Source organism: Nitrospira sp., from assembly GCA_029194535.1.
In the GTDB taxonomy this organism is placed as follows: domain Bacteria; phylum Nitrospirota; class Nitrospiria; order Nitrospirales; family Nitrospiraceae; genus Nitrospira_C.
This window is the reverse complement of record JARFXR010000001.1, coordinates 990,026-1,014,396: the sequence shown is the minus strand read 5'-3', so window position 1 is coordinate 1,014,396 and position 24,371 is coordinate 990,026. Positions and strand designations below refer to the sequence as shown.

Genomic DNA, 24,371 nt, shown 5'->3' with positions numbered 1-24,371 from the left:
GAACCTGGGATGCAGAAATCCCGTTTGTTCTGAAGCGATGTCCGTTCTAAATTGTGGTTCACCTTAATGGAAGGGTTATTCTTCTGTCAAGCCGACGACAGACGCGGTTTTGCGGGCGGTTCGCTTGACTTTGTTTCCTTCTCTGCCCTACCATCCGCCGCATGCCACAGGGTCCCGTCATCTCATCCATTCAGACCATGGCGGATGTCTGGGACGCCTACCGTCACGAGCTTGAGGGAGTCGAAGACCAGGTCCGGAAGAATCTCGACTCCAGCGTCACCCTCGTCAATACTGTCGCCGCCCATATCCTCAGCAGCGGAGGCAAGCGGATCCGGCCCCTGCTGTTGCTGCTCAGCGCCCGGCTGTGCGGCTATGTCGGCCGGGACCACCATCAGCTCGGAAGTCTTGTCGAATTCATCCATACGGCGACCCTACTCCACGACGACGTGGTGGACGATGCGGACCTTCGCCGGGGCCGAAGAACCGCCCGTAAAGTTTGGGGAAATCAAATCAGCATCTTGGTCGGGGATTATCTCTATTCCAAGGCCATGTGCCAAGTGGTCGAGTTCCGGAGCCAAGGCATCAATGAGGTCCTTGCCGAGGCCTGTAAGAAGATGGCGGAAGGTGAAGTTCTGCAGCTTCATTACAACGGGAACCCGGCCATGCCGGAGGCGGACTACCTGAAGGTCGTGGAACACAAGACCGCCGGCCTGATCGCCGCAGCCTGCCGGATGGGAGCCATCCTCGCCGACGCGCCGGAATCGCAACAGGATGCCTTGTATCGCTTCGGACAATATCTCGGCATTGCGTTTCAGGTGGCGGACGATACCCTGGACTACACGGCGAACGGAGAGTCCCTGGGCAAGACGCTCGGCCAGGATCTCCGGCAAGGGAAAGCGACGCTCCCGCTCCTGCATCTGCTGCAACATTGTTCGGAGAGCGACCGGCAGATGATCAAGGACCGGATGGAAACCCGTACGCTGAACGACGACGACCTGACCCGCTTCCTCCACCTCATGGAGGACTACGGGTCCATCACCTATGCACTGGACCGTGCGCAGGACTATATCGCCGCGGCCAAACGGGATCTCAGCTCGTTCGAAGACAGCACAGCCAAGCGAGCCCTTTCGGCGGCTGCCGACTACATGGTAACCCGCGACCGGTAACCGTTTTCCGCACGTGTTCCATCGCCTTCACCGGCTGGAACGGGCAACGTCGGACAAGCGGCCCAACCCCTCGAGTTTGCCCAGGCACCTCTACCATTTGTTCATTTCGCAGAAAAGGATGACGCATGGCACACATCATTCCCTTCCGAGGCACGCTGTACGATCAGGCAACCGTCGGTTCCATCCGCGATGTCGTCGCCCCACCGTACGACATCATCGACGCCGCCGGGCAGCAGGCTCTTCACGATCGACATGCGCACAACATCATCCGCTTGGAACTCGGCACGGACAAACCGGGAGACAGCGCCGCCGACAACCGGTACACGCGCGCCGCCGCCACCCTGCGTGATTGGTTGAAGACCGGCGCCATGAAACGGGATGCGCAGCCGGCCCTCTACTACCACACCATCGAATACCGCCCACCTGATTCCGCGGCCGACGCGCCAGGCAGAGTGCTGCGGGGGTTTCTCGTCACCACGAAATTGGAGCCCCTCGATTCCGGGCACATCTATCCCCATGAAAATACCCGAGCCGCCGCCAAGACCGACCGCCTGAACTTACTGGAGGCCTGCCGCGCAAACTTGAGCCCGATCTGGCTGCTCTATTCCGATCCACAGAACGCCGTTCTGGGTCTGTTGGAGGATGCGGTCAAGGGCGTACCGGCCCGCATCGACTTTCGAGACGACGCGGGATGCCGCCAGCAGCTGTGGGCCGTGACGGATCCCTCGGTGCTGAGGCAGATCGTCGAGGTGATGGCGAGCAAGCCGCTCTTCATCGCCGACGGACACCATCGGTACGAAACAGCGCTCAACTACCAACGCGCTCGCCGACAGCAAGCGAGAGGTGCTTCCTCCGGTCTCCACCCATATGACAGCGTGCTCATGCTGCTCGCGCCGCTGGAGGATCCAGGGTTGACGGTGCTGCCCACTCACCGCGTCACCACCACGCCGCTGCCTCCCTATGAACACCTCAAAGGCCTGTTGAGCGAGAAGTTCGCCGTCAAGGAATTTCCCTTCACCTCCAACAACAGGACGGCCGTACGGGCGCAGTTCATCGAGTCTCTCCGCCACCTCGGGCGCACGGCTCCGACGTTCGGACTGTCCGTGCGCGGCCTGCCGTCGTTCGTGACGTTGACCTTGCTGCCGGCCCATCGACCGGGCGCCGACGCCTCACCCCGAACCAAGCTCGACGTGTCGCTCTTGCAACAACTCGTGGTGCCGGTCCTCTGCCCCACGCAGCAGGAGCAGGAAGCGATCGTCTATACGAAGGACGAGGCGGAAGCGATGGCCTGGGCGCAGGAGGGACCAGGCACCGCAGCCCTACTGCTGAACGCCACCAAAGTCAGCGAGGTTCAGGCGGTGGCCGTAGCGGGCGAACGGATGCCTCACAAATCGACTTACTTCTACCCCAAACCGCTGACGGGGCTGGTGATCAACGTCATGGAAGGGTAGCACGACCATGAATCAACGTTACGCTCCGGCCGGCCCGGCCCGCGGCAGCCCTCCCCTAGGTGCAGGCGTCGTCTTTCGTACCTCACGCAGACCGCCTAACCGTCCAGAAAAGGAGGGGAAGCCAAGTCTATGAAAGCCAGGATCCTCATCGTCGACGACGACCCCGATATTGCCACGATGCTGGAGGATCGTCTTCAAGCGAGCGACTACAGCACCCTCGTCGCGGAAGACGGCCTACAGGCGCTTGAACTGATCGAACAGGAAGCCCCGCAGCTCATGCTGCTGGATCTGGACATGCCCCGCTTGACCGGCCTGGAAGTCCTGAGACGGCTTCCCAAGATCCGGTCGGCGGCGGATCTCCCGGTCATCGTCATGACCGCTCACGGCTCCATTGAGGCTGCCGTCGAGGCCATGAAGAGCGGCGCCTACGACTTCCTCACGAAACCTCTCGACAAGGATCATCTCCTGCTGGTCATTGAGAAAGCGCTGGAGCGCGACTTCCTGAAACGGCAGGTGGCCTGCCTGAAATCGGAGATCGATGGCCGCTACACCTCGGTCATCGGTACCAGCCCCAATATTCGTTCCGTTATGGAAGCGGCGCAGCGCGCGGCAAAATCCGATGCCAGCGTGCTCCTGCTGGGCGAGAGCGGTACCGGGAAAGAACTGTTCGCCCGATCCATTCACCAATGGAGCCCGCGGCATGTCAATCCCCTGGTCGTCATCAATTGCGTGGCTCTCACCGAGACGCTGCTTGAAAACGAGTTGTTCGGCCACGAGCGCGGGGCCTTTACCGGCGCCGACCGGCTGCAGAAGGGCAAGCTCGAGATGGCCGACTCAGGGACGGTCTTTCTGGACGAAATCGGCGACATGCCGTTGGCGTTGCAGTCGAAACTGTTGCGGGTGCTTCAAGACAGGGAATTTCACCGCGTGGGAGGAACCCGCCTGGTCTCCGTCAACATCCGGATCATCGCGGCGACGAACAAGGATCTCAAGCAGGCCGTCAAGAACGGGCATTTCCGGGAGGATCTCTACTTCCGGCTGAACGTGATCACGCTGACGCTTCCGCCGCTGCGGGACCGTCCGGACGACCTGCCGCTCCTGGCTAAGTTTTTCCTGAACCGGCACGCGAAGGAGGCCAAGCGTTACGGCATGATGTTCCATCCCGAAGCAATGGACGTCATGATGCAATACACCTGGCCCGGCAATATCCGCGAACTCGACAACGTCATCGCCCGGGCCGTGATCTTGAGCCCCACCGAAATCATCGAACCCGATCTGCTGGCGATGGATGCGGCAGGGCTCTCACGCTCCGACTCCCTGACGTATGTCTCGCTCCCCTACCACCGGTCGATGGAAGAACACAGCCGGCACATCATCGACCAGGCCTTGAAACAGGCAGAAGGCAACCAGACCAAAGCCGCCGAACGGCTGCGGCTGCAGCGCACGTACCTTGCCCGGCTGATCAAGCAACAGAAGTTGAGGCAGGAGGAGATTTAGCGTCAAACCGGACCGATCACCGAACCGGCTGGACTGTCGGCAGACGGCTCGACAGCTGAATCAGTCCCGTGGCGGCGTCGTGCTCCGCCTGCGCATAGCGCTGCGGCGTCCCGATGTCCGACCAGTAGCCCTGATGTTCGAAGCCCAGAATCGGCTCGCCCCGCTGGATCGCGGCGATGTAGGCGTCGATGATCGAAGAGGCCTGCCCTTTCGCGATGTCGCGCAGGAGGCGGGGATGCAGGAGGTGGAGTCCGGCAAACATCCGGGGATGCGTGAGGGTCGGCGACGAACGGCCCCGCCCGGTAATGCGGACGACTTGCTGATCGTCGTCGATCTCCACCAACCCCCATGACGCGGCGTCCGGATCGGTCCGAACGACCAACGTGGCCGCGGCATGCCGAGCCCGATGGAAGGCGATGACGGCCTCGAGGTCGATCTCCACAAGCGTATCGCCGTTCAAAACCAAGATCGGCTCGCCGTTGAAGTGTCCCTCGACCTGTTTGAGCGCCCCACCGGTGCCCAGCAGCACTCGCTCCCGTGAGTAGGAAATGCGCATGCCGTATTTCGATCCGTCGCCGAGCGCCTGCTCGATCATCGGCGCCAGATGGTGCAGGTTGATGATGACGTCGCGAATCCCGTGACGCTTCAACAAAAGCAGGTTCCAGACAATGAGCGGCGTGCCCCCCACCGGTAACAGCGGCTTGGGCATCGTGTTTGTCAGCGGTCTGAGCCTGGTGCCCAACCCCGCCGCCAAGATCATTGCCTTCATAAATGAATGTCGTCCAGTGAGTTGCACGCGCTCGTGGAGGGAAGCAGCCGAGGTTCGGCCTCGGCATCGGTCGGTACCGCTTCGGTCCCGATCATTGTAATTCCGTCACGTGCGCACTGAGCAGCTTGCGGAGCCTAAGGAGCTCGGGATACTTGTGCAAGTTGCGCTTCACGTAACCGAGCGTCCTGGGAATGTCGGTCAAGAACTTGGGATTGCCCTTCACTCGATCGATGTAGACGAATCGGCCTGCCGCCTTCAGATTCCGTTGAATGCTCGTAAAATCCAAGAGACGCCGAAATGCGTCACGGTTCGTCCAGAGATGCCGCCGTTCCTCCAGTCGATCGAGGAAATAATCGATCAGCCGGTCGATGAGCGCTTCATCGAGCGCGATGTACGCATCCCGCAGCAGCGAGGCCAGGTCATAGGTGGCCGGCCCCATCAGCGCATCCTGAAAATCGATGACGCCCAGCCGGCGGCCGTCGACCATCAGGTTTCTGGAGTGGTAATCGCGGTGGACGAACACGCGCGGTTGCCCCGCTAATTGCTCGGCGATCTTCCGAAATTCATCCCGAATCTCCGAGAGTTCACCGTCGGCCATCGGTCGACCCTGGCGCGCGGCGATGCCGTACTCGAGAAAATGGTCGAACTCCCACATCAGTAACGGAACGTCGAAGCTGCGATGAAACGCCAGGCACTGCGGATCGGCCGGCGAGGTCGCCTTGATCTGCATATCGACCAGGACATCGACCGCCTGCCGGTACAGGGCTTCGACTTCTTTCAGTTGAGCGTCCCGGCATGCCTCCGACAGCGTCAGGTCGCCGAAATCTTCCAAGTACAGCAAACCCGCCGTTTGATCATAGTAATACAACTCCGGAACCGGTACCCCGGCGTTCGCCAAATGTGTACGGACATTGAGAAATGGAAGCTCGGTGATCCGGTGCGAGGTCGCGCTGACGGCTTCCTCGGAATGCTTGAACGCCTCCGGCTCGGCCAACTGCATCAGAATCAGCGAGCAGGGTGAGGATTCAGCGAACTCAACGCGAAAATATTTCCGGTTGGAGGCATCGCCGGCCAGCGCGGTCAGCTTCTTCAACGTGCGAGGGGACGGAAGCCTGACTTTCAGCGCCTCGCCAATACGGGACTTGTCCGGAGAGCCGAGCGGCTTCTGAAGCGGCGCAGGGTCGGTTGTACCCATCAACGGCGCATTATACACGAATGCGTGGATTTGACGAATATTTCACACCTCCTGGACCGGCAACCGGCCACCGAGATCCTAGCCCGCATTATTCATGACCGCTTCTACTGCAACTGCCGATACGCCGCTGCGACAAGCTTGGCTGCACGTTTCACGCAGCCAAGCGGGCAGGCTCGCCCCTCGCGCCCTCGACATACTGTTTCAAGTATGCCTTGGCCTCTCGGGGCTCCGCGTGCCCGTCTCGCTTGGCGTCTTGGCAGTTTCGTGACGAACCGTCATCGGTCTGCAACATAGCTCCACGAAACAGAACCGATCGCCGCGCCGATCGTGTCGGCCACCCAATCCCATGAGCTTGCCTCGCGTGAGGGAACAAAGAATTGATGCAGTTCGTCCGTCATCGCGTACGCGGAAACCAGCGCGATCGAGAGCAGCACCGCCCGCCGCGCCGCCGCCGGTCCGGCCGCCCACCGGAAACCTCGATAGCACAACACCCCGAGCACGGCATACTCCACTGCATGCAGTAATTTGTCGCTAACCTCCTGCATGAGGAACTGCGGCAGCTGTTCTTCCGGATGCGACTGTGAGGAAAAGTAGAAGATCAGCGCGGCATATCCGATCACGGGTGCCCAATACCACAGCTGAGACGGCCACGCGTCTTGTCTCAACGGCTCCGACGAGGTCTCCATCCGCCTCCGTTCATTGCAAGCTCTACCTCCCTATGACATACTCTCCGAAACTTCGCAATTCTTTCCCCGAGACCCATGAAGACTGCGCGCATTTGTTTCGTGTGGCACATGCACCAGCCCTACTACACCGACCCGGTGTCGGCATCGGCCAGCATGCCCTGGGTCCGCCTGCATGCCACCAAGGCCTACTTCGACATGGCCTATCTGCTGGAGCGGTTTTCGGGCGTCAAGGCGACCTTTAATTTCACCCCATCGCTCCTCTTACAACTGCAGGAAATCGGAACGGGTCGGGTCCGCGATCTCTTCTTCGAACATGCCCAACGGCCGGCAGAAGCCCTCCGTCCTGAAGAGAAGGCGTTTCTGATCCGGCACTTCTTCTCCGCCAACTGGGCCACCATGGTGCGTCCGCATCCGCGTTACCACGAGTTGCTGGTCAAACGGGGTCTGGAGACGGACCAGTCCCAGCTCGAGCGGATCGCGCGCCAGTTTACCACTCAGGAATTTCTGGATCTTCAAGTGTGGTTCAATCTGGCATGGTTCGGCTATGGATCTCTGAGCCGCTTTCCGCGGCTGGCAGCCCTGCGGGCCAAGAATCGAGGGTTCACCGAAGCGGACAAGCAGGAAGTCCTGGCCCTGCAGCTGACGGCCGTTCAACAAATCATCCCGATGTACCGCGCCTTGGCCGAACGGGGTCAGATCGAGCTGACGACGACCCCCTTTTATCATCCGATTCTCCCGCTGGTCATCGATACCGACATCACCCAACGCGCCAGACCGGACCTGCCGCTCCCTTCGCGCTTCCGAGCCCCGGAGGACGCCGAGGCTCAGTTGCGGCTGGCGATCGAGTTCCACACAAGCGTGTTCGGCCGCCCTCCTGCCGGCCTCTGGCCCTCCGAGGGCTCGGTCTGTCCGGAATTGATTCCGCTGTTGCCGCGCGTGGGGCTCAAGTGGCTGGCGACCGACGAAGGCAATCTCGCCCGTTCGCTGCAGGCCTCCGGCCAGAACTGGCACCGGTCGTCGGATTTGTACCGCGCCTATCGGACCGGTCCGCCGGGCGGCGAGATGACGATCGTCTTTCGAGACCGGGATCTCTCAGATGCCTTCGGATTCATCTATCACAAGACCACACCGGACGTGGCGGCAGAAGACGTGCTCCGGCGGCTGCGTCAGATCGTGCGGGACGTCCCGCACGACAGGGTGCTGGTCCCGATCATTCTGGACGGGGAAAACCCGTGGGAACATTACCACGAAGGAGGCGAACCGTTCCTGTCCGCGCTCTACACGGCACTGGAGCGACAGGGTCTGCATGAGCCGGGCGCGGTCGAAACCGAGACGGCCACCGTCTCGGAGGCGCTGGCCTCGATGCCGCCGTTCATCCACTTGCACCACCTCCATTCAGGCTCCTGGATCAACCAAGATTTCAAGATTTGGATCGGACATGAGGAGGACAACCGAGGATGGACTCTCCTCAGCCATACCCGCTCGCACCTGATTGAACGGACACCTGCGCTTGCGCCGGAACGCGCCAAGGCCGCCTGGCACGAACTCTACGCGGCGGAAGGCAGCGATTGGTTTTGGTGGTACGGAGACGACTTCGATACCGCATACAAAGAAGAGTTCGACCGTCTGTTTCGCACACATCTGAGAAACGTGTGGACACTCGCCGGCACGACGCCCCCCGAAATGCTCAACCAACCGATCTGCGGCGTGCGGACCGGCTCGACAACAGACCGCCTCATCTATCCCGTGTCGTTCCTGCACCCGACCCTTGACGGGCAGGTGACCGATTTCTTCGAATGGCGGGGGGCCGGCACGATCAACACGCAGCCACCGCTCGGAGCCATGTGGAAAGCCGACGGATTGCTCGCCGGAATCTTCTTTGGATGGGACCTCGACCATTTGTTCTTCCGTCTCGATCCCGAAAAAGGCGAGCAGGCGCGCCGCCGGACGCTGCAGGTCGAAATACAGTTGCAGGGCCAGAGGCAGACCTTCTGCCTGACTTGGCCCATGAACGAAACCGAAACAACGGAGTATACGTTGGCCCGACGTATGCCGGACGGAACCTGGCAGGAGGTCGGGCCCTCGCGCCTGTTCTGCCGCAGGGCGATTACAGAGTTGGCGGTCCCCTTCAAGGAACTAGGAGTGGAGGCCGGCCAGTTCCTGCGGATCAGCGTCGTCGTTCTCGAACACGGACTCGAGATTGCGCGATATCCTCATCATCAACCGGCCGAGGTAACGGTTCCCGGACCGGATTACGAATCCGACTTGTGGCGCGTGTGAACAGCGATGACGTTGAATGAAGAATGAGCACCGTCCGATGCTAAAGTATTCTGCAATTTCACATTCAACATCCGACATTGAACAGTAGCCGGAGGCACCATGCCTGATCTCAGACGCGATCCGATCGTCGGCCGATGGGTGATCATTTCCACCGATCGGAGCGGCCGTCCGCATGAATTTTCGCAACTCTCGCCGACGCGGCCGATCTCGACGGCTCTGTGCCCGTTCTGCCCCGGACAGGAACGACTGACGCCCAAAGAGATCATGGCCTACCGTCCCCAACCGTCCGAGGCGAACACGCCGAATTGGAGCGTGCGGGTCGTTCCCAACAAGTTTCCTGCGTTGCATGTGGAGGGCGAGCTGGGCCGCGAAGGGGTGGGTCTCTACGACCGGATGAACGGCATCGGCGCGCACGAAGTCATCATCGAAACGTCCGGGCACAAGGACGGCCTGGGAGACCTGCCGGCCCAGAAGATCGAAGACGTGCTGTGGGCCTACCGCGACCGTATTCTCGATCTCAAGAAGGACCCCCGCTTCCGCTACATCCTGATTTTCAAGAACCACGGAGCCGCGGCCGGCGCGACGCTGGAACACACCCACTCGCAGTTGATCGCACTGCCCATCATTCCCACCAGCGTCAGCGAAGAAATCGAAGGCTGCCGCGCGCACTATCAACAGAAGGAACGGTGCATCTACTGCGACATTCTCCGTCAGGAATTGACTGACGGAGACCGCGTCGTGGCCGAGAACCCGGAATTCGTCTGCATCACCCCGTTTGCACCTCGTTTTCCGTTCGAAATGTGGGTGCTCCCCAAACGGCACGCCGGCTATTTCGAGGAAGGCCAAAAAGGTCAGTTCGAGTTCCTCGCGTCCATGCTTTCCGAGGTGCTACGGCGGATGGACAAGGTGTTGGCCAGGCCACCCTACAACTTCGTCCTCCACAGTTCCCCGCTCCACGAGCGAACCGGAGACTTCTATCACTGGCACCTGGAGATCATCCCCAAGCTCACGCAGGTGGCGGGCTTCGAGTGGGGAACCGGTTTCTACATCAATCCCGTGTCGCCCGAGGAGTCGGCCACGTTCCTGCGCGACACGCACCTCTGAGCGGACCCTTGCTCCCGGCGGCGAGCGGGCTTATCATCGCCCCATGCAAGTCCAGCTCAGCCACCCTTCCAGAACCGTCGACGTCAAAGGGCCCAAGAAGGTCAAAGACCTGCTCCGGGAACTGAATCTAGTCGTCGAAGCCCATTTGGTCATCCGCGGCGATGATCTCGTGACCGAGGACGAGATGCTCTACGACAAGGACCGCATCGAAATCAGGCCGGTGATCTCAGGCGGAAGCGGTCCTCAACCTGAACCCGGACCTTTCTTGGCATGAACTGCACCAAGTGTAAGACAAAAGCGGTCATCAAGCTGCCGCGACACCATGCCGCGTTCTGCAAGGGCTGCTTCAACGGCTTCGTGCACGATCAGGTCGCCAGGGCCATCAAGTCGCAGAGGATGTTCGGAAAAGATGACCGCATTCTGATCGCGGTCTCGGGAGGCAAGGACAGCCTGGCCTTGTGGGACATTCTGTTGAAGCTGGGCTACAAGGCCGATGCGCTCTATGTGAATCTTGGTATCGGGGACTATTCGCAGCGGTCGCATGAAAAGGTCCGGCGCTTCGCCGAAGTCGTTGCCGCTCCGCTCGGCGCGATGCTCCACACCCATACCGTCGAGCAGGAGGAAGGCGCCGGAATCAGGGAACTCTCGATGCTCGTGCATCGGCCGACCTGCAGTACCTGTGGAACTATCAAACGCTATCAATTCAATCGCGCGGCGATCGAGCAGGAATACGACGTCATGGCGACGGGCCACAACCTGGACGACGAGGCGGCGCGCCTGCTCGGCAACGTGCTCCATTGGCAGGAAGACTATCTCGACAAGCAAGGGCCGAGCTTGCCGGCTTCCGTCCAAGGGTTTGCGAAGAAGGTCAAGCCGCTCTATCGGTTGACGGAACGCGAACTGGCGGCCTATTGCGTGCTGAATAAGATCGACTACATCGTGGACGAATGCCCGATGGCTCAGGGCGCGAAGACGCTCCTCTATAAGGAGGTCCTGAACCGGCTTGAAACCGAATCCCCCGGCACGAAACACACGTTCTATTGGGGTTTTCTCGACCGGTCACGCAACGGGATCGGGAACCAGACCGCCATGGCGGACAAGGACCAGACCGCTCTGCATCCTTGCGCGACTTGTGGGCAACCGACGACCGCCGAGGTCTGCTCATACTGTAAGTTGATGGCACGGGCGAAGACCCCCTCCGTTTCCTGACCACCGGCAAGACGGCCATCGATCGTTCATGGGTGATCGCGACCATCGCCGCAGCCTCGTGACGGTTGTGCTTTCGCTCTCACTGTTCCTGCCCACTCCTCCGCTTGCCCATGCCGAAGAGATCTCGGCCCAGCGCCCCATCGGTACGCAGACTGTCGGAATTACCGCCGGACCGTTCTTTCCCATTCGCCTGACAGAAGATCAATCGACCAAGCTCTTCGGCGGGGCGACAGGGCTCTCGACCTCATTCACGCTCACCGATCCTATGGGATCCGGTTGGTACCAGGGCCAAATTTCGCTCGGCGCCGAGCTGATCGGGTTTTTCACCTCTGAACCGAGCGGCTCCTACGGAATCGGCCTGAGCCCGAAACTCGGCTACACCTTCATCGGAGCTGGGAGATTCCAACCCTATCTCGAAGGGGGCGGAGGACCGATGTGGACTGATCTAGGAGACCGCGTGCCTGAACAATCGAGCCAGTTCAATTTTCTGGTCTGGGCCGGCGCCGGCTGCTCCTTTCTGCTGAGCCCTCAATGGGCGGTCACGGTCGGCTATCGATTCATGCATATTTCGAACGCCGGGCTCAGCCAGCCCAATTCAGGACTCAATTTCGGCCTGCCGTACCTGGGACTGCAGTATTCGCTGTTCTGACGGCCTTCATGCCCTTGCCAAGCGCCCCGGCAACCCCGTAAGCTGGCCTCACGCCCTACGACCGATCGCAGCTGAAATCGAACGAGCCCGCTCTGAGCGCTGAGAACAAAGCCGGCGAACTTTTTCAACATCCTACTGGAGGAACGACCGTTGATCCTTCCATCATCGGCATTATCTCTGTAAATCATGGCGACGACCGCGCGCGACTACTATCAGACCCTCGGCATCGCCCGTTCCGCCTCGGCCGACGACATCAAGAAGGCCTTCAGGCGCCTCGCCCGCCAGTACCACCCGGACCTCCATACCGGCGCCAGGAAAGCCGAGATGGAGAAAAAGTTCAAGGAACTCAACGAAGCCCATGAAGTCTTGTCCGATCCGGACAAGCGGAGAAAGTACGATCAGTACGGCGCGCAATGGGAGCAGGCCGAGGCCTTTGAAAAGGCGCGGCAACAGACCGGGGCGCGCGGCTTCGGCGGTCAGGAATCAAGAGGCGGATTCTCAGGAGAAGGGTTCTCCGATATCTTTGAAAATCTGTTCGGGGGACGAACCCGCAGCGGAGGACGAGGCTTTGCCATGGCGGGCGAAGACCTGGAGACCGAGGTCGATTTGACGCTGCGAGAGGTTCTCGGCGGTGTCACCAAGCGGGTCAGCCTGCGGGAGCCGTCCACCTGTCCGGTGTGCCAGGGAAGCGGCGAATTCCGAGGGAGACCCTGTCCCACCTGCGAAGGCACCGGAGTGAAAACCGAGGCCAAGACCATCGAGGTCAAGATTCCCGCCGGCGTCCAGGACGGCACGAGAGTCCGTGTGGCGGGCAAGGGGCAGCCCGGCATGAATGGAGGGAAGCGCGGCGATCTCTATCTCCACGTCGTCATTCCTCCAGATCCGATCTTCCGCCGGCAGGGTAGCGACGTCCATGTCGCGCTGCCGGTCTACCCATGGGAAGCCGCCTTGGGCGCCGAGATCATGGCGCCGACCCTCACGGAACCGGTGAAGGTCAAAGTGCCTCCCGGCAGCAGGTCGGAGAGCAAGCTGCGGTTGAAGGGCAAGGGGCTTCCATCGGCCGCCGGTGGCCACGGCGATCTCTTTCTCACCCTGCAGATCGTCATGCCGACCTCGGTCACGGACGAAGAGCAGTCCCTCTATGAGCGGCTGGCGAAAGTGCGGCATCCCGACCCCCGCGCTGAACTCTTGACTCAAGCCCGACTGCGGTAGCGGGATGACGCTGACCGAATACGGCGTGCTGGCCTTCAGTTCCCTCTTCGTCATTGTGGATCCCATCGCGACGGTTCCGGCCTTCCTGTCGATGACCGCCCGAGATACGATTGCCCAGCGCCTGCGGATGGCCCGTGTGGCCTGTTTCGTCGCGGTCGGCATCCTTGCCGCGTTCGGACTGATCGGCCAAAGTCTCTTTGCGCTCCTCGGGATCACCCTCCCGGCTGTCCAAGTCGCGGGCGCGCTGGTCTTATTGCTGGTGGCCCTCGACATGCTGCGAGCACAGCGCTCGCCGGTGCAGGGCACCGATGCGGAGACGGCGGAAGGCGCCACGAAGGACGATATTGCCGTCACGCCGCTGGCCGTTCCGATGTTGGCGGGACCGGCCGCGATCTCGACCGTCATTCTGTTGGAGGCGCAGGCCGTCGACTGGACCTATCGAGCCCTGCTGCTCACTTGCGTTGGGCTGGTGGGTCTGGCAAGCTACTTCATTCTGGCGATCAGCACGTCGGGCGCCAAGTGGATCAGCCCCCTGGCGGAAAAAATCATCACACGCCTGATGGGCTTGCTCCTTGCCGCCTTGGCCGTTCAGTTCCTGTTCAACGGACTGAAAGGCGAAGGCGGCTTGTTTGTGCGATAATGATCCAATCGTTTCGTCTTATACGATCTTTTAACCGAAGGAGGACGGCATGAAGAAGGGAATCGGGAACGTCATGAGGCTCGGGGCGACCGCGGCATTCACGCTGGCGCTCGCAACCTCGGGAGCCTGGGCAAACGAACCGGGATACGGAAAGGACGGTCACGGCGGAGGGCAGTACGGCGGCATGCGGGGCCACGGCATGGGCATGATGCACAGCAGCGCCGGCCATTTGATACGCCACCTGCTCAAACACGAGTCGGAAATCGGCTTGTCGGCCGATCAGGTCGCCAAGCTGAAGGAGATCCAACTCAGTCTCGACAAGACCCGTATCAGGAGCGAAGCCGATATCCAGGTCGCCGAACGTGAGGTCAAAGCGCTCACCGACGATGAGAAGTCCGACCTCGGCGCCATCGAGGCCAAGTTGAAACAGAGCGAGGATCTGCAAGTCGCGCTCCGCATGACTTCCATCAAAACACGCCGCGAGGTTCTGGCTCTACTGACGCCGGTGCAGCGCCAGAAGGAAAAAGCCGAACACGAGAAAATGATGCAACGGCATAAAGAGGGCGGCAAGGGCGGCGCGAATCCGCATGGAGGCGGCATGGGCAATCCCCACGGAGGGATGATGCCGGGCCATTCGCCGAAAGCCGCGGATGCTCCGTCGGCCAACTAGCAGTGTGTTGACGAACTGTCTGCCCATGTCTAAAGGAGAGCGACATCTCAAATCACAGACGGAACCGGCATGCCCCGCAGGCTGTTCAGAAAGGCCGTCCAGCAAGGCCGCAGCACGCGAAGAGGGGAATCGTACTCTGTGCCGTACGCTGACCCTCTGAGCGTCGCGAGAACGCAGCTGGCGGACTTTGTCAACAGCCTGCTAGCAGTGTCCGACTTCAGAGAGGAGATACACCATGAGAACTCATCTACTCACCGCGATACTCACGATCGGCACGGTTGCCGGGCTCAGTGTTCCAGCCTGGAGCGGCAAGCATGTCGACCTGCTCAAGGACACGAAGGTGACGATCGACCAGGCGATCAAGACGGCGCTCGAAAAGGTTCCGGGCACCGCCGTCGAGGCCGAGATCGAAAAGAAGCACGGCAAAACCGTATGGGAGGTCGAGATCGTCGGCGCCGACGGCAAGGTGACCGAAGTGCACATCGACGCGGCCACCGGTGAGGTGATCGACACGGAAGCCAAGAAGGGCGGGAAGAAGGGAAAATAGTCCGTCATGAAACTGAAGAGCCACGAATTGCTGGTCGGTCCTGGGCGGGCTCCCGCCCGCGCCATGTTGAAAGCAGTCGGATTCACCGATGAGGATTTGTCCCGTCCGATCATCGGCGTCGCCAATACCTGGATCGAAGTGATGCCCTGCAACTTCCATCTGCGCCGGCTGTCGGAGCGCGTGAAGGCGGGCATCCGCGCCGCGGGCGGCACTCCGATCGAGTACAACACCATCGCGGTGTCGGACGGGATTTCGATGGGCACCGAGGGGATGAAGGCCTCCCTGATCAGCCGAGAGGTCATCGCCGATTCGATCGAGCTGGTGGCGCGCGGGCATCTCTTCGACGGCGTCGTGGCACTCTCCGGCTGCGACAAGACGATTCCCGGCACGGTAATGGCGCTGGCGCGGTTGAACCTCCCCTCGCTGATGCTGTACGGAGGCTCGATCATGCCGGGCCAGTTTCAAGGGCATGACGTCACGATTCAGGACGTCTTCGAGGCGGTCGGCAAACATGCCTCCGGCCGGATGACGAATGAGGAGCTGAAGGATCTGGAGGATCATGCCTGTCCAGGTCCGGGCGCCTGCGGCGGTCAGTTCACCGCCAACACGATGGCCATCGCCTTTGAATTCCTGGGCATCTCTCCGATGGGGCGCAACGGCGTCCCCGCGATGGACGAGCGCAAGGACGACGTCGCCTTTGACTGCGGCAAGATGGTGATGGATCTGCTGACGAAGGATCTCCGGCCCCGCCGGATCATCACCCGCAGGTCCTTGGAGAACGCAATCGCGGCCGTGGCCACCACCGGAGGCTCGACGAACGCCGTGTTGCACCTCCTCGCCATCGCGCGGGAGGCGAGCCTCAAGCTCACGATCGACGATTTCGACAGGATCAACCGAAAGGTGCCCCTGCTCGCCGACTTGAAACCGGGCGGCCGCTTTGCGGCTGCGGATCTCTATGCGGCAGGCGGGACCACCCTGGTGGCGAAGCGGCTGCTTGACGCCGGTCTCCTGCACGGTGACCAGCCCACGGTCACTGGCCGTACGATCGAGGAAGAAGCCCAGCGCGCCGTCGAAACACCGGGCCAACAGGTCCTGCGCCCACTCTCGAATCCCATCAAGCCGACCGGCGGGCTGGTGATCTTGAAAGGGAATCTTGCACCGGAAGGTTGCGTGGTGAAAGTGGCAGGCCACTCGATGACGCATTTTCGAGGACCTGCCAAAGTCTTCGATCGGGAGGAAGACGCCTTCGTGGCCGTGAAGGCCGGCCAGATCACATCCGGCGACGTGGTCGTGATTCGCTACGAAGGTCCTTCAGGGGGACCCGGGATGCGCGAAATGCTCGGCGTGACGGCGGCCATCGTGGGCGCCGGCCTCGGCGACAGCGTGGCCCTGCTCACGGACGGCCGGTTCTCCGGCGCGACACACGGACTCATGGCCGGACACGTCGCTCCCGAAGCGGTCAGAGGTGGGCCGATCGCCGCAGTGAAGAACGGCGACATCGTCGTGTTCGACCTCCCTAAGCGCCGTCTGGACGTGGAACTGAGTCAGAAGGACATCAAGGCGAGGATGAAAAAGGTCAAGACGCCGGCTCCACGCTACAACTCCGGCGTGATGGCCAAGTATGCCCGACACGTCTCATCGGCTTCGGAAGGGGCGGTGACGAGTTAGGCCTGGATCTTCCCCTCCCTTGGTGCGGTATCGAAACAAGCACGGACCGGTCGACAGGTTCTCCCTCCATTCTCCCAGTCGCCGAGGTTCGAACTTTCCAGAATTGGCTTGCCAACCTCTGAGAATCGGGCTACCGTTTCCGAAGGAATCCGCGAATCCGCGGTTGCTGAGTCGAGGGACCTCATTTCAACGGCAGGCTTATCTTTTGGGTGGTTAGCTCGCTTCCTCGTGCGCCAATTCAGAGTCGGTTGACCAATTCATCCATGGCACCACGAGTATTGATCACAGGTGGCGCAGGGTTTATTGGATCCCACTTGTCTGCCGCCCTGCAGCGACACAGGCCTGACACGAATATCTGGATTGTCGATAACCTCCATAGGCAAGTGCATGGGGACAATGCCGTGTTTCTGAGATCCACATCCCGGCTTGTCTTCGCTCAGATCGATATCCTCGACGCGGCATCGTTACGCCGCGTCATTCGGGAAGCTCAGCCGCACGTGATATATCACCTCGCCGCCGAGACGGGAACCGGTCAATCCCATGACGAGGTGGTCCGATACTGCCAAGTCAATGTGATCGGCACCGCCCATCTGATCGAAGCTCTGAGACAGGAATCCTCGACCGTGACGCAACGGGTTGTTCTTGCCGCGTCGCGGGCAGTGTACGGAGAAGGAGGCTATCGTGATGCAACGGGCAGAGAATTCGTGGGTCTGCCGCGAACGAGCGCGGCCATGTCACGAGGAGATTTTTCCGTGCGTGTGGCCGACGGCGCCCATGACCCGATACAGGCCATCCCGAGCCACGCCGCCCTTCCTCCTTCCCCCGCTTCGGTCTACGCATCCACCAAACTGATGCAGGAACACCTGCTTTGCCAGGCCGGGCATGGCGCCGGGTGGCGAACCACCATCTTAAGATTCCAGAACGTGTATGGGCCGGGACAATCGCTTCGCAATCCCTACACGGGCGTGCTGTCGGCCTTCGCGCAGCAACTCTTGTCCAGCCGGACGTTGGATATTTTCGAAGACGGTCTGATTTCGAGAGACTTTGTGTTCGTGGAGGATGTGGCCTCAGCACTTCTGGCCGCCGGGAACCGGGAGCTGCCGCACGGCACCATCATCGATATCGGATCCGGCCATGCCGTGACAATCCTCGATGCTGCGCGCATGTTAATCAGCGCGTTAGGATGCCGCAGAGAGGGCTGGTCCGTCACCGGACGGTTTCGACCGGGGGACGTTCGACATGCCTGCGCCGACGTTCGACTCGCGGAAAGACTTCTGCAGTGGACTCCGCGAACGCCCCTGGACAAAGGACTCGGCCTTTTCGCGGACTGGGCACGTCAAGAAGTTCTCCGCACGGAGGCTGCATAGGCCCGACGCAGAGACGATGCCATGACATCATTCATCCGCCAGTGGGTCCCCCGCAAATCCGCCAACGCCGGCCTGTACGATCTTATGTTGGCAGGTCATACCGGTCGGCGCAATATCCTCATCTTGACCGAACATCTGAACGCCACCTATTACATCAGTTTCGATATTCCGTTGCGCCGGCTTCACCTACGCGGCGCGATCAATTTCGCGGTCGTGTCCCAGCAACGAGCGGCGATGTCCGGAACGCAGTGCTGGATCCAGTGGGCTGAGACCTTCTGCCCCGACATCGTCGTCATGAGCCGGTATGGCCTGCCGTTTGGCATGGAGATCCTCGCGTACTTCAGACAACGAGCCATACCGGTTATTTATCATCTTGACGACGATCTGCTGGAGATTCCCGAATCCCTCGGCAGGGAGATCCAGGAGCGGCAGGGCAATCCTCAAACCGTGGAATGTCGGAGGCGGCTGATTCAAGAGAGCGACCTCGTCTATGCCTCCACCGCGTATCTCGCGGCATTGGTGCGAGAGCGCTTCCCGACCCAGTATGTGATACATGGGATTTACGCTCCATACCTCGGGGACGAGCTTCCCGCCAAGTCGACTCCTCCCGCAACGCATCCCGTGATCGGATACATGGGGTCCAAAGGTCACCAGGCAGATCTCGATCTGGCAGTGCCGGCCATCGCCCGCCTACTCGACGAGCGACCACATCTTGCTTTTGAAGTCTTCGGCACGATCCAGATACCGTCCCGGCTGCTTCGGTTCGAGGGTCGTGTCCGGCGTATCGAGGTCAGAACGTCGTACGTGGATTTTCTTCGGGCGCTCACCGACCTGGGCTGGGATATCGGCCTCGCTCCGCTTGCCGATATCCCCTTCAACCGGTGCAAGGCACCGACGAAGTTTATCGAGTACAGCGCCTGCGGCATTCCGATAGCTGCCTCAAACATGGCGGTGTACGGCGAAGTCGTGCCGAAAAACGGCGGTGAGTTGGTGGCAGCCGACTGGCATGGATCGCTCCGCCGCCTCCTCGATGATCCTGCCTATCGCAGGCGGGCTGTCGACATTGCACGCACATACTGCGCGTCGCAGTTTGCCGTCAGTACGCTCGAAGATCAGCTTGCGTCCATCTTCGATCGGACAATCAATGAGAGACGCTCCCATGCCTGTTGAAGCTGGTCAGCAGAGGCTTCAAGACCTATCGCCCGACTTTCCTTGGACACGTGTTTGAGTTTGCACCGGGAATCTTACGTCGAGGATTCTTCAACACTTGGAAGTGGAGGCCTTCGACGGAATGATGGGGGGACCGGGCTGGACAATACATCCTCATTCTGGGCGGAAGGGGACGTTCTATCAGCCCATTCTGGTGGCAAAGAAACGTCCAACGGTGTGAGGGCTCCGCATGCTGTTCGACTCATTCGTGTTCGCCGGCCTTTTCCTTCCGCTGTCCCTTATCCTGTTCTGGCTGGCCCCTTCGAACCGACTCAAACAACTCGTGTTGCTCTTCAGCAGTCTCCTGTTCTACGGCTACTGGAACATGGCCTACGTTCCCATGCTCATCGGCATGGTATTCATCGCATGGGTGTGCGCCCGGCATGCGGGCTCCACCTCCTCGACATGGCCCGTCTGGATTGCGGCGGCCTCCCTGCTCGGAATGCTGATTGTCTTCAAGTACACCTTGTTCATCGGAGATATTCTTACGGACCTGGGGTTCCTCGCATCCTACGACCGCAAGAGTCTTCACATCATCCTCCCACTCGGCATCAGCTTCATTACTTTCCAGGCACTCGGGTACGTCATCGACGTCCATAGAAAACAGACTCCTCCCGAGTCGAGCTTTTCCGTAGTCCTGCTGTTTAAAGCCTTCTTTCCTCAGCTCGTCGCCGGTCCGATCTGCCGGGCGCATCAGCTGATGCCTCAGGTCAAGGGGCCTTTTCAGTGCACCCGCACCCGTGTGCTCGCGGGCTTGGCGATTTTTACGATCGGGTTGTTCTTGAAGATGGTTTTTGCAGACGGTCTCGCCTCCCAGGTGAATACCCTCTTCGCTCGCCCATTCGGGCATACTCGTCTCGAGTCCTGGGCCGCCGCTTATGGGTTCGGCAGTCAAATCTACGCCGACTTTTGGGGCTACTCGACGATGGCCGTGGGGTTGGCGCACATGTACGGGATTGAACTGCCTATCAATTTCCAGCTGCCATATCTCGCCGGTTCCTTACGCGAGTTCTGGAGACGGTGGCATGTCACTCTGTCACAGTGGCTGCGCGACTACCTCTATAAGCCTCTTGGTGGGTCCCGTCAGGGGCCGGCGCGCACGGTCTTCGCATTGGTCATTACGATGTTCCTCGGCGGGCTTTGGCATGGCGCCAATTATACATTTATTCTTTGGGGCCTGTTGCACGGCATCGCGTTGTCTCTCGAACATATGATTCAGAAGATTCGTCGATACGACGATACTGAGCCGCTCGGTCTTCTGAACGTCCTCGGCCGTGCACTCGGATGGTGCTATACCATGTTCGTCATCCTGATCGGCTGGATTTTCTTCCGTGCGATGGATGTCGGGCAGGCGCTCTCGATCACCAGATCCTTTTTGATCGGTCAAGACTTCGGAGTCGTGACCCCGACGGTCATGCAGGTCACCTCCCTCGCGATCGCCCTGTTCATCTTGCAAGTTCCCATCCATGGGGCAATCCGAGCTCTCGTCGAGGACCGGATACCGGAGGGAGTCTCCTTCGCCTGCGCATTCTCTCTGCTTCTGGGTGCGGTCGTCCTGGGAGCGCCCGAGACACATCCGTTCATCTATTTCCAGTTTTGAGATGCCGAGACTCGCTTTCTCCATTCTCTTGTGCGCCTGTGTCCTGGCCGGCCTTGAGGGAGCACTGCGCGCCTCTCTGTTTCATCACGTTTCATATAGCAACAGTCAGAGCATCGATGCACAGCTCGTCGAACGCGATGCGTTTCCGTATTGGAACGTTCTATTCGCCGGCGATTCAGAGATCAGATGGGGCATTCATCCGCAGGAGATCGACAAGGCGTTCCGTCGCGTCGGCGTCGAAGCGCACGCCTTCAATCATGCGTTCGATGGATTCGGAGCATCCTGGTGGCCTGCCCTGCTGCCCCCGCTCTTAAGGCATCCCAGCCTGAACCATACTCGTATCGTCGTGCTCGGAGTCCAGATGATCGACGCCCATCAGATCATCGCGCATCCTCAGGCCCAATGCGCAGCGCTGCAGGAACCCGTCCTCACGTCGGCATTCGGCGAAGATCTGGGTCTCCGTTCATTGTGCAGACGAGACAGTTGGGATACGGCGCTGGGCTATCGGCTCTTCTCGTGGCTCTGGACCGTCCGGTACGCCTCAGCGGTGAAGAACTTGCTGATTCCCACGACTTTTCTCCCTGCGCAGCCTCTGAGATTCAACTCTCGAAAGTCCGGAGCAGCCTTTCACGGCTTCGAACCTCATTACGAGCTTGCGCATGATCGGGAAGGCTACGCAGAGGAATTGCGTCGATGGAAGGCGCAGTACAATCCGCCAAGGGATTTCCAACCTCTGGCCCCCGAGGCCTGGATCTCGCTGACACGAGACGGAGGGTTTTTCGATCATCTACTGGAGAGCGTCCGGCGGGAAGGACGAGAACTGGCTCTCTTCGCCTCGCCCACCAACCCGGTCGTCATTGACACGTTTGCTCGACGCCGCGACTATGAAATGAACTCGCTCTTGCTGCACCAGTGGGCGCATCGGAGGGGAGTTACCTTTGTCGACCTAGGGATCCTGGATGTTGAGAATCCCGATTGCTATTTTTCCGACATGCGGCATCTCAGCGGTGAGGGAGCCAGACTGTTTTCTCAACGACTGGGTGAGGCTCTGGTTCATTCACTATCCAAGCCGTCGATGGCCACCTTGGGAAGCCATGATCCGGATATGAATCGATAAAGGCCGTTCGACCATCCGATCGTCACCGCTCCTTCATTCGACCACGCATTTCGTTGATCATGTCGGTCAGTTCCGCTTCGGCTCTGGCTCGTTCACTGACCAGCTTGTCGAGATTGTAGGGGCGCGCGGGATCCGGTCTTGCCTGATCGGGCTTCGCCTGCTTGAGATCTGGCTTTGTCGGTTTGGTTGGGGTTTCCGCCGAGGAAGGTTGGACCGGCTTGGCAGGAGGCGGAAGGGACGGTGAAAGCATTTCTGATACGGCCTGTGTCTGAGTCGGCGGCGCCACGACCCCGACGTCCGAACGCCCGCCGATCCCCTGCTCACGGAGCCATTGCGCCGCGACATTGGACTTGAGCGAGAAGCTGATGCTTGTGATTGGCAGGCCGTCGGACGCCACGCGGGCGATGGCGGTATTCACCCCGATCATACGCCCACTGGTGTCCAGGAGTGGACCGCCGCTGTTGCCCCGATTCAGTCCTGTTTCTGTCTGAAAGACATTCTTGCCCTGCACACCGTTGAAGTTATCTACCTCGGCACTGATGACGCCGGTGGTCAACGTCCAGAGACCTCCCTGCTCCGGATGTCCGATGGCCGCCACCCGGTCGCCGATCCTTGTCCCCGTTGAGTCATCCAGCCCCACGGTCGGCAAGGGACCGCTCACCGAGTCAAGTTTCAACAGTGCGAGGTCCAACTGCTGAGAATAGCCGACGATTTTCGCCCGGATCATGCGCGAAAGATCCGACTGTGAGTTGCCGGTCACACGCGGGGGTTTCAAGAAAACCGACAGGCGCGGGAAGGGTCGTCCCGTCCGTTCGTCAATGACGACATGCGCGTTAGTGAGCACGTAGCCGTCCGACCGAATGATCGAACCAGTTCCCCCGCTCCCCTTCTCTCCGGTTCCGTCCGGATGCCCCATCACCATCACGACGGCCGGTGAAGCCTGTTCGTAGATTTCCCGCGGTGAGAGATCCTGGCCGGAGGCGAACCCCAGGCGCAATAGATTCAACGTGAGGACTATTCCGGCGACAAAGATTTTCATGCGATCGGCCAATGTCGTGCCGCACATGCGGGCGTCCAGACGGCAACCTCAGACAGTATACCGGATTCGCCCAGAAGGAACAGATACAGGGGAGGGACAGTCATCGCAAGAGCCCGAGCGCTTGAGACCGCAGCTCATCGCGGCGTCCTTCCAACAGCTCCCCATATAACGTTTCATATTGATGCACCATGTAGTCGATATGAAATTCGAGCGGAAGCGAATCCTCCCGTTGCTTTACATTGTCAAGCGACTCGCGACTCTGACGATACAGTCGCACGAGCGAGACCGACATGGCCTCCACATCTCCGTCATCGACCACCACGCTCGACCGGTGAGTCGCCATGGCCTCCTGCACTCCACCCACGTTGGTCGCCACGATGGGAAGTCCTGTGGCCCTGGCTTCGAGAACGACACGGGGCAGCCCTTCCCAACGAGAGGTCAGTACAAAGGCGTCCATCGCCTTCATGGACGCGGGAACATCCCTTCGCCATCCGGCCAGACGGACGCGATCTTCAAGACCATATCGGCCGATCAACGACTCCACCAGCTGACGCAATTCTCCGTCTCCAATGAGCAGAAACCTCGCCTGCGGGAGACGTTCGCACACGTTCTTGGCCACGGCCATGAAATGCTCCGGAGCTTTTTGAGGCTTGAGACACGCAACCGTGCCGACCAACCAGTGATCAGGACCGGCCCCAAACTCACCGCGCATGACCTCGCGGTCTCGTGGATCAGTCGGCAGCTGAAACGGTCTGGGATCGATTCCCGGCCTGATGAGCGACACGTTCCTCTCAAAGAGCCCCCAGCCCTTGCCCCTGTCGATATCGGCTCGCGCCACGGCGATCCAATGAGTCGTAATCCATCCCGTGATCCGTTCGAGCCAGGTGAACAACAGTCGGACCGGCGGCGACTGCCCAGGAGTGATGCCGAACCCGTGAATCGTATGCACGATAATCGGCACGCCGGCGAACCAGGCGGCCCATCGGCCAAGGATACCCGCCTTCGAACTGTGCGTATGGACGATCGTCGGACGCAGACGGCGAAACAGAACGATCAATTCGATCAGGGCCGCGACGTCCCCGAAGAGATGCACCGGACGCCCGAGCCAGGACAACAGGATGACCTCAAGCGCCCGGATCGACTTCGCGTCGTCATTGAGGAGGCCACCCGGACCGGTGGCAAGCACGGGGCGATACTTCGCGGGGTCAAGATGGGAGGCGAGATGCAGAGCGATCTCCTGCGCTCCACCCAGTTCGAGTTTCGTGATGACATGGCAAACCGTTTCCATGCGATAGG

The 24,371-nt window shown here is 60.4% G+C and carries 22 protein-coding genes; 17 read left to right on the top strand and 5 right to left on the bottom strand.

The window, feature by feature from the left end:
- Positions 1 to 161: 161 nt before the first annotated feature.
- From P0111_04585 to P0111_04575, 3 genes are all read left to right on the top strand, one after another.
- A complete protein-coding gene (locus P0111_04585) occupies positions 162 to 1,166 on the top strand; it encodes a polyprenyl synthetase family protein (GenBank protein ID MDF0643283.1) in 1,005 nt (334 codons plus the stop codon).
- A gap of 125 nt (positions 1,167 to 1,291) precedes the next feature.
- On the top strand, positions 1,292 to 2,617 hold the full coding sequence (locus tag P0111_04580; GenBank protein ID MDF0643282.1) for a DUF1015 family protein: 1,326 nt from the start codon (positions 1,292 to 1,294) through the stop codon (positions 2,615 to 2,617).
- Between the two features lie 129 nt (positions 2,618 to 2,746).
- Positions 2,747 to 4,114, top strand: coding sequence for a sigma-54 dependent transcriptional regulator (locus P0111_04575; protein ID MDF0643281.1), 1,368 nt, complete (start codon positions 2,747 to 2,749; stop codon positions 4,112 to 4,114).
- A 16-nt stretch (positions 4,115 to 4,130) separates the two neighbouring features.
- Here P0111_04575 and P0111_04570 read toward each other — a convergent pair whose 3' ends face one another.
- The 3 genes from P0111_04570 to P0111_04560 form a co-directional block, all read right to left on the bottom strand.
- Complete coding sequence (locus P0111_04570) at positions 4,131 to 4,883, bottom strand: NDP-sugar synthase (protein MDF0643280.1); 753 nt, start codon at positions 4,881 to 4,883, stop codon at positions 4,131 to 4,133.
- A 91-nt stretch (positions 4,884 to 4,974) separates the two neighbouring features.
- Positions 4,975 to 6,078 (bottom strand): phosphotransferase, encoded by a 1,104-nt coding sequence (locus P0111_04565; GenBank protein MDF0643279.1) that lies wholly within the window; start codon positions 6,076 to 6,078, stop codon positions 4,975 to 4,977.
- Between the two features lie 275 nt (positions 6,079 to 6,353).
- A complete protein-coding gene (locus tag P0111_04560; GenBank protein MDF0643278.1) occupies positions 6,354 to 6,764 on the bottom strand; it encodes a VanZ family protein in 411 nt (136 codons plus the stop codon).
- Between the two features lie 75 nt (positions 6,765 to 6,839).
- On the opposite strand from P0111_04560, the gene P0111_04555 reads away from it, so the two are divergent.
- The 14 genes from P0111_04555 (at position 6,840) to P0111_04490 (ending at position 22,036) form a co-directional block, all read left to right on the top strand.
- Positions 6,840 to 9,044 carry a glycoside hydrolase family 57 protein gene (locus tag P0111_04555; GenBank protein ID MDF0643277.1) on the top strand — a complete coding sequence of 735 codons (2,205 nt, stop codon included), beginning with the start codon at positions 6,840 to 6,842 and terminating at the stop codon, positions 9,042 to 9,044.
- 99 nt (positions 9,045 to 9,143) lie between these two features.
- Positions 9,144 to 10,148 carry a galactose-1-phosphate uridylyltransferase gene (gene galT, locus P0111_04550; GenBank protein ID MDF0643276.1) on the top strand — a complete coding sequence of 335 codons (1,005 nt, stop codon included), beginning with the start codon at positions 9,144 to 9,146 and terminating at the stop codon, positions 10,146 to 10,148.
- A gap of 43 nt (positions 10,149 to 10,191) precedes the next feature.
- Positions 10,192 to 10,422, top strand: a complete 231-nt coding sequence (locus P0111_04545; GenBank protein MDF0643275.1) for a MoaD/ThiS family protein — start codon at positions 10,192 to 10,194, stop codon at positions 10,420 to 10,422.
- Positions 10,419 to 11,357, top strand: a complete 939-nt coding sequence (locus tag P0111_04540; protein ID MDF0643274.1) for an ATP-binding protein — start codon at positions 10,419 to 10,421, stop codon at positions 11,355 to 11,357. The genes P0111_04545 and P0111_04540 overlap by 4 nt, the downstream gene beginning before the upstream one ends.
- A gap of 28 nt (positions 11,358 to 11,385) precedes the next feature.
- Positions 11,386 to 12,006, top strand: a complete 621-nt coding sequence (locus tag P0111_04535) for an acyloxyacyl hydrolase (GenBank protein MDF0643273.1) — start codon at positions 11,386 to 11,388, stop codon at positions 12,004 to 12,006.
- A gap of 186 nt (positions 12,007 to 12,192) precedes the next feature.
- A complete protein-coding gene (locus P0111_04530; protein ID MDF0643272.1) occupies positions 12,193 to 13,218 on the top strand; it encodes a DnaJ C-terminal domain-containing protein in 1,026 nt (341 codons plus the stop codon).
- Between the two features lie 4 nt (positions 13,219 to 13,222).
- On the top strand, positions 13,223 to 13,858 hold the full coding sequence (locus tag P0111_04525) for a MarC family protein (GenBank protein ID MDF0643271.1): 636 nt from the start codon (positions 13,223 to 13,225) through the stop codon (positions 13,856 to 13,858).
- A 49-nt stretch (positions 13,859 to 13,907) separates the two neighbouring features.
- The gene (locus P0111_04520) at positions 13,908 to 14,528 is read left to right on the top strand and encodes a hypothetical protein (protein MDF0643270.1); all 621 of its coding nucleotides are present in this window, start codon (positions 13,908 to 13,910) and stop codon (positions 14,526 to 14,528) included.
- Positions 14,529 to 14,763: 235 nt separating this feature from the next.
- Positions 14,764 to 15,075: a PepSY domain-containing protein gene (locus tag P0111_04515; protein MDF0643269.1), complete on the top strand. Its 312-nt coding sequence runs from the start codon at positions 14,764 to 14,766 to the stop codon at positions 15,073 to 15,075.
- Positions 15,076 to 15,081: 6 nt separating this feature from the next.
- Entirely contained in the window at positions 15,082 to 16,743 is a 1,662-nt protein-coding gene (gene ilvD, locus P0111_04510; GenBank protein ID MDF0643268.1) for a dihydroxy-acid dehydratase, read from the top strand.
- 263 nt (positions 16,744 to 17,006) lie between these two features.
- Positions 17,007 to 18,110, top strand: coding sequence for an NAD-dependent epimerase/dehydratase family protein (locus P0111_04505; GenBank protein ID MDF0643267.1), 1,104 nt, complete (start codon positions 17,007 to 17,009; stop codon positions 18,108 to 18,110).
- A gap of 21 nt (positions 18,111 to 18,131) precedes the next feature.
- On the top strand, positions 18,132 to 19,280 hold the full coding sequence (locus P0111_04500) for a hypothetical protein (protein ID MDF0643266.1): 1,149 nt from the start codon (positions 18,132 to 18,134) through the stop codon (positions 19,278 to 19,280).
- Between the two features lie 229 nt (positions 19,281 to 19,509).
- Positions 19,510 to 20,919, top strand: coding sequence for a hypothetical protein (locus P0111_04495; protein ID MDF0643265.1), 1,410 nt, complete (start codon positions 19,510 to 19,512; stop codon positions 20,917 to 20,919).
- Between the two features lies 1 nt (position 20,920).
- Entirely contained in the window at positions 20,921 to 22,036 is a 1,116-nt protein-coding gene (locus P0111_04490) for a hypothetical protein (protein MDF0643264.1), read from the top strand.
- A 22-nt stretch (positions 22,037 to 22,058) separates the two neighbouring features.
- Here the strand turns inward: P0111_04490 and P0111_04485 are convergent, their stop codons facing one another.
- Positions 22,059 to 23,102 carry a trypsin-like peptidase domain-containing protein gene (locus P0111_04485; protein ID MDF0643263.1) on the bottom strand — a complete coding sequence of 348 codons (1,044 nt, stop codon included), beginning with the start codon at positions 23,100 to 23,102 and terminating at the stop codon, positions 22,059 to 22,061.
- Positions 23,103 to 23,175: 73 nt separating this feature from the next.
- Positions 23,176 to 24,363 (bottom strand): glycosyltransferase family 4 protein, encoded by a 1,188-nt coding sequence (locus tag P0111_04480; protein ID MDF0643262.1) that lies wholly within the window; start codon positions 24,361 to 24,363, stop codon positions 23,176 to 23,178.
- Positions 24,364 to 24,371 lie beyond the last annotated feature (8 nt).

Excerpts from the sequence above, each read along its gene's own strand:
- P0111_04480 (MDF0643262.1), bottom strand. The coding sequence starts at position 24,363 with ATGGAAACGGTTTGCCATGTCATCACGAAACTCGAACTGGGTGGAGCG.
- P0111_04515 (MDF0643269.1), top strand. The coding sequence starts at position 14,764 with ATGAGAACTCATCTACTCACCGCGATACTCACGATCGGCACGGTTGCC.
- P0111_04520 (MDF0643270.1), top strand. The coding sequence starts at position 13,908 with ATGAAGAAGGGAATCGGGAACGTCATGAGGCTCGGGGCGACCGCGGCA.
- ilvD (MDF0643268.1), top strand. The coding sequence starts at position 15,082 with ATGAAACTGAAGAGCCACGAATTGCTGGTCGGTCCTGGGCGGGCTCCC.
- P0111_04540 (MDF0643274.1), top strand. The coding sequence starts at position 10,419 with ATGAACTGCACCAAGTGTAAGACAAAAGCGGTCATCAAGCTGCCGCGA.
- P0111_04505 (MDF0643267.1), top strand. The coding sequence starts at position 17,007 with ATGGCACCACGAGTATTGATCACAGGTGGCGCAGGGTTTATTGGATCC.
- P0111_04525 (MDF0643271.1), top strand. The coding sequence starts at position 13,223 with ATGACGCTGACCGAATACGGCGTGCTGGCCTTCAGTTCCCTCTTCGTC.
- P0111_04575 (MDF0643281.1), top strand. The coding sequence starts at position 2,747 with ATGAAAGCCAGGATCCTCATCGTCGACGACGACCCCGATATTGCCACG.
- P0111_04485 (MDF0643263.1), bottom strand. The coding sequence starts at position 23,102 with ATGTGCGGCACGACATTGGCCGATCGCATGAAAATCTTTGTCGCCGGA.
- P0111_04565 (MDF0643279.1), bottom strand. The coding sequence starts at position 6,078 with ATGGGTACAACCGACCCTGCGCCGCTTCAGAAGCCGCTCGGCTCTCCG.
- P0111_04500 (MDF0643266.1), top strand. The coding sequence starts at position 18,132 with ATGACATCATTCATCCGCCAGTGGGTCCCCCGCAAATCCGCCAACGCC.
- P0111_04570 (MDF0643280.1), bottom strand. The coding sequence starts at position 4,883 with ATGAAGGCAATGATCTTGGCGGCGGGGTTGGGCACCAGGCTCAGACCG.
- P0111_04535 (MDF0643273.1), top strand. The coding sequence starts at position 11,386 with ATGGGTGATCGCGACCATCGCCGCAGCCTCGTGACGGTTGTGCTTTCG.
- galT (MDF0643276.1), top strand. The coding sequence starts at position 9,144 with ATGCCTGATCTCAGACGCGATCCGATCGTCGGCCGATGGGTGATCATT.
- P0111_04555 (MDF0643277.1), top strand. The coding sequence starts at position 6,840 with ATGAAGACTGCGCGCATTTGTTTCGTGTGGCACATGCACCAGCCCTAC.
- P0111_04530 (MDF0643272.1), top strand. The coding sequence starts at position 12,193 with ATGGCGACGACCGCGCGCGACTACTATCAGACCCTCGGCATCGCCCGT.
- P0111_04490 (MDF0643264.1), top strand. The coding sequence starts at position 20,921 with ATGCCGAGACTCGCTTTCTCCATTCTCTTGTGCGCCTGTGTCCTGGCC.
- P0111_04585 (MDF0643283.1), top strand. The coding sequence starts at position 162 with ATGCCACAGGGTCCCGTCATCTCATCCATTCAGACCATGGCGGATGTC.
- P0111_04560 (MDF0643278.1), bottom strand. The coding sequence starts at position 6,764 with ATGGAGACCTCGTCGGAGCCGTTGAGACAAGACGCGTGGCCGTCTCAG.
- P0111_04545 (MDF0643275.1), top strand. The coding sequence starts at position 10,192 with ATGCAAGTCCAGCTCAGCCACCCTTCCAGAACCGTCGACGTCAAAGGG.
- P0111_04580 (MDF0643282.1), top strand. The coding sequence starts at position 1,292 with ATGGCACACATCATTCCCTTCCGAGGCACGCTGTACGATCAGGCAACC.
- P0111_04495 (MDF0643265.1), top strand. The coding sequence starts at position 19,510 with ATGCTGTTCGACTCATTCGTGTTCGCCGGCCTTTTCCTTCCGCTGTCC.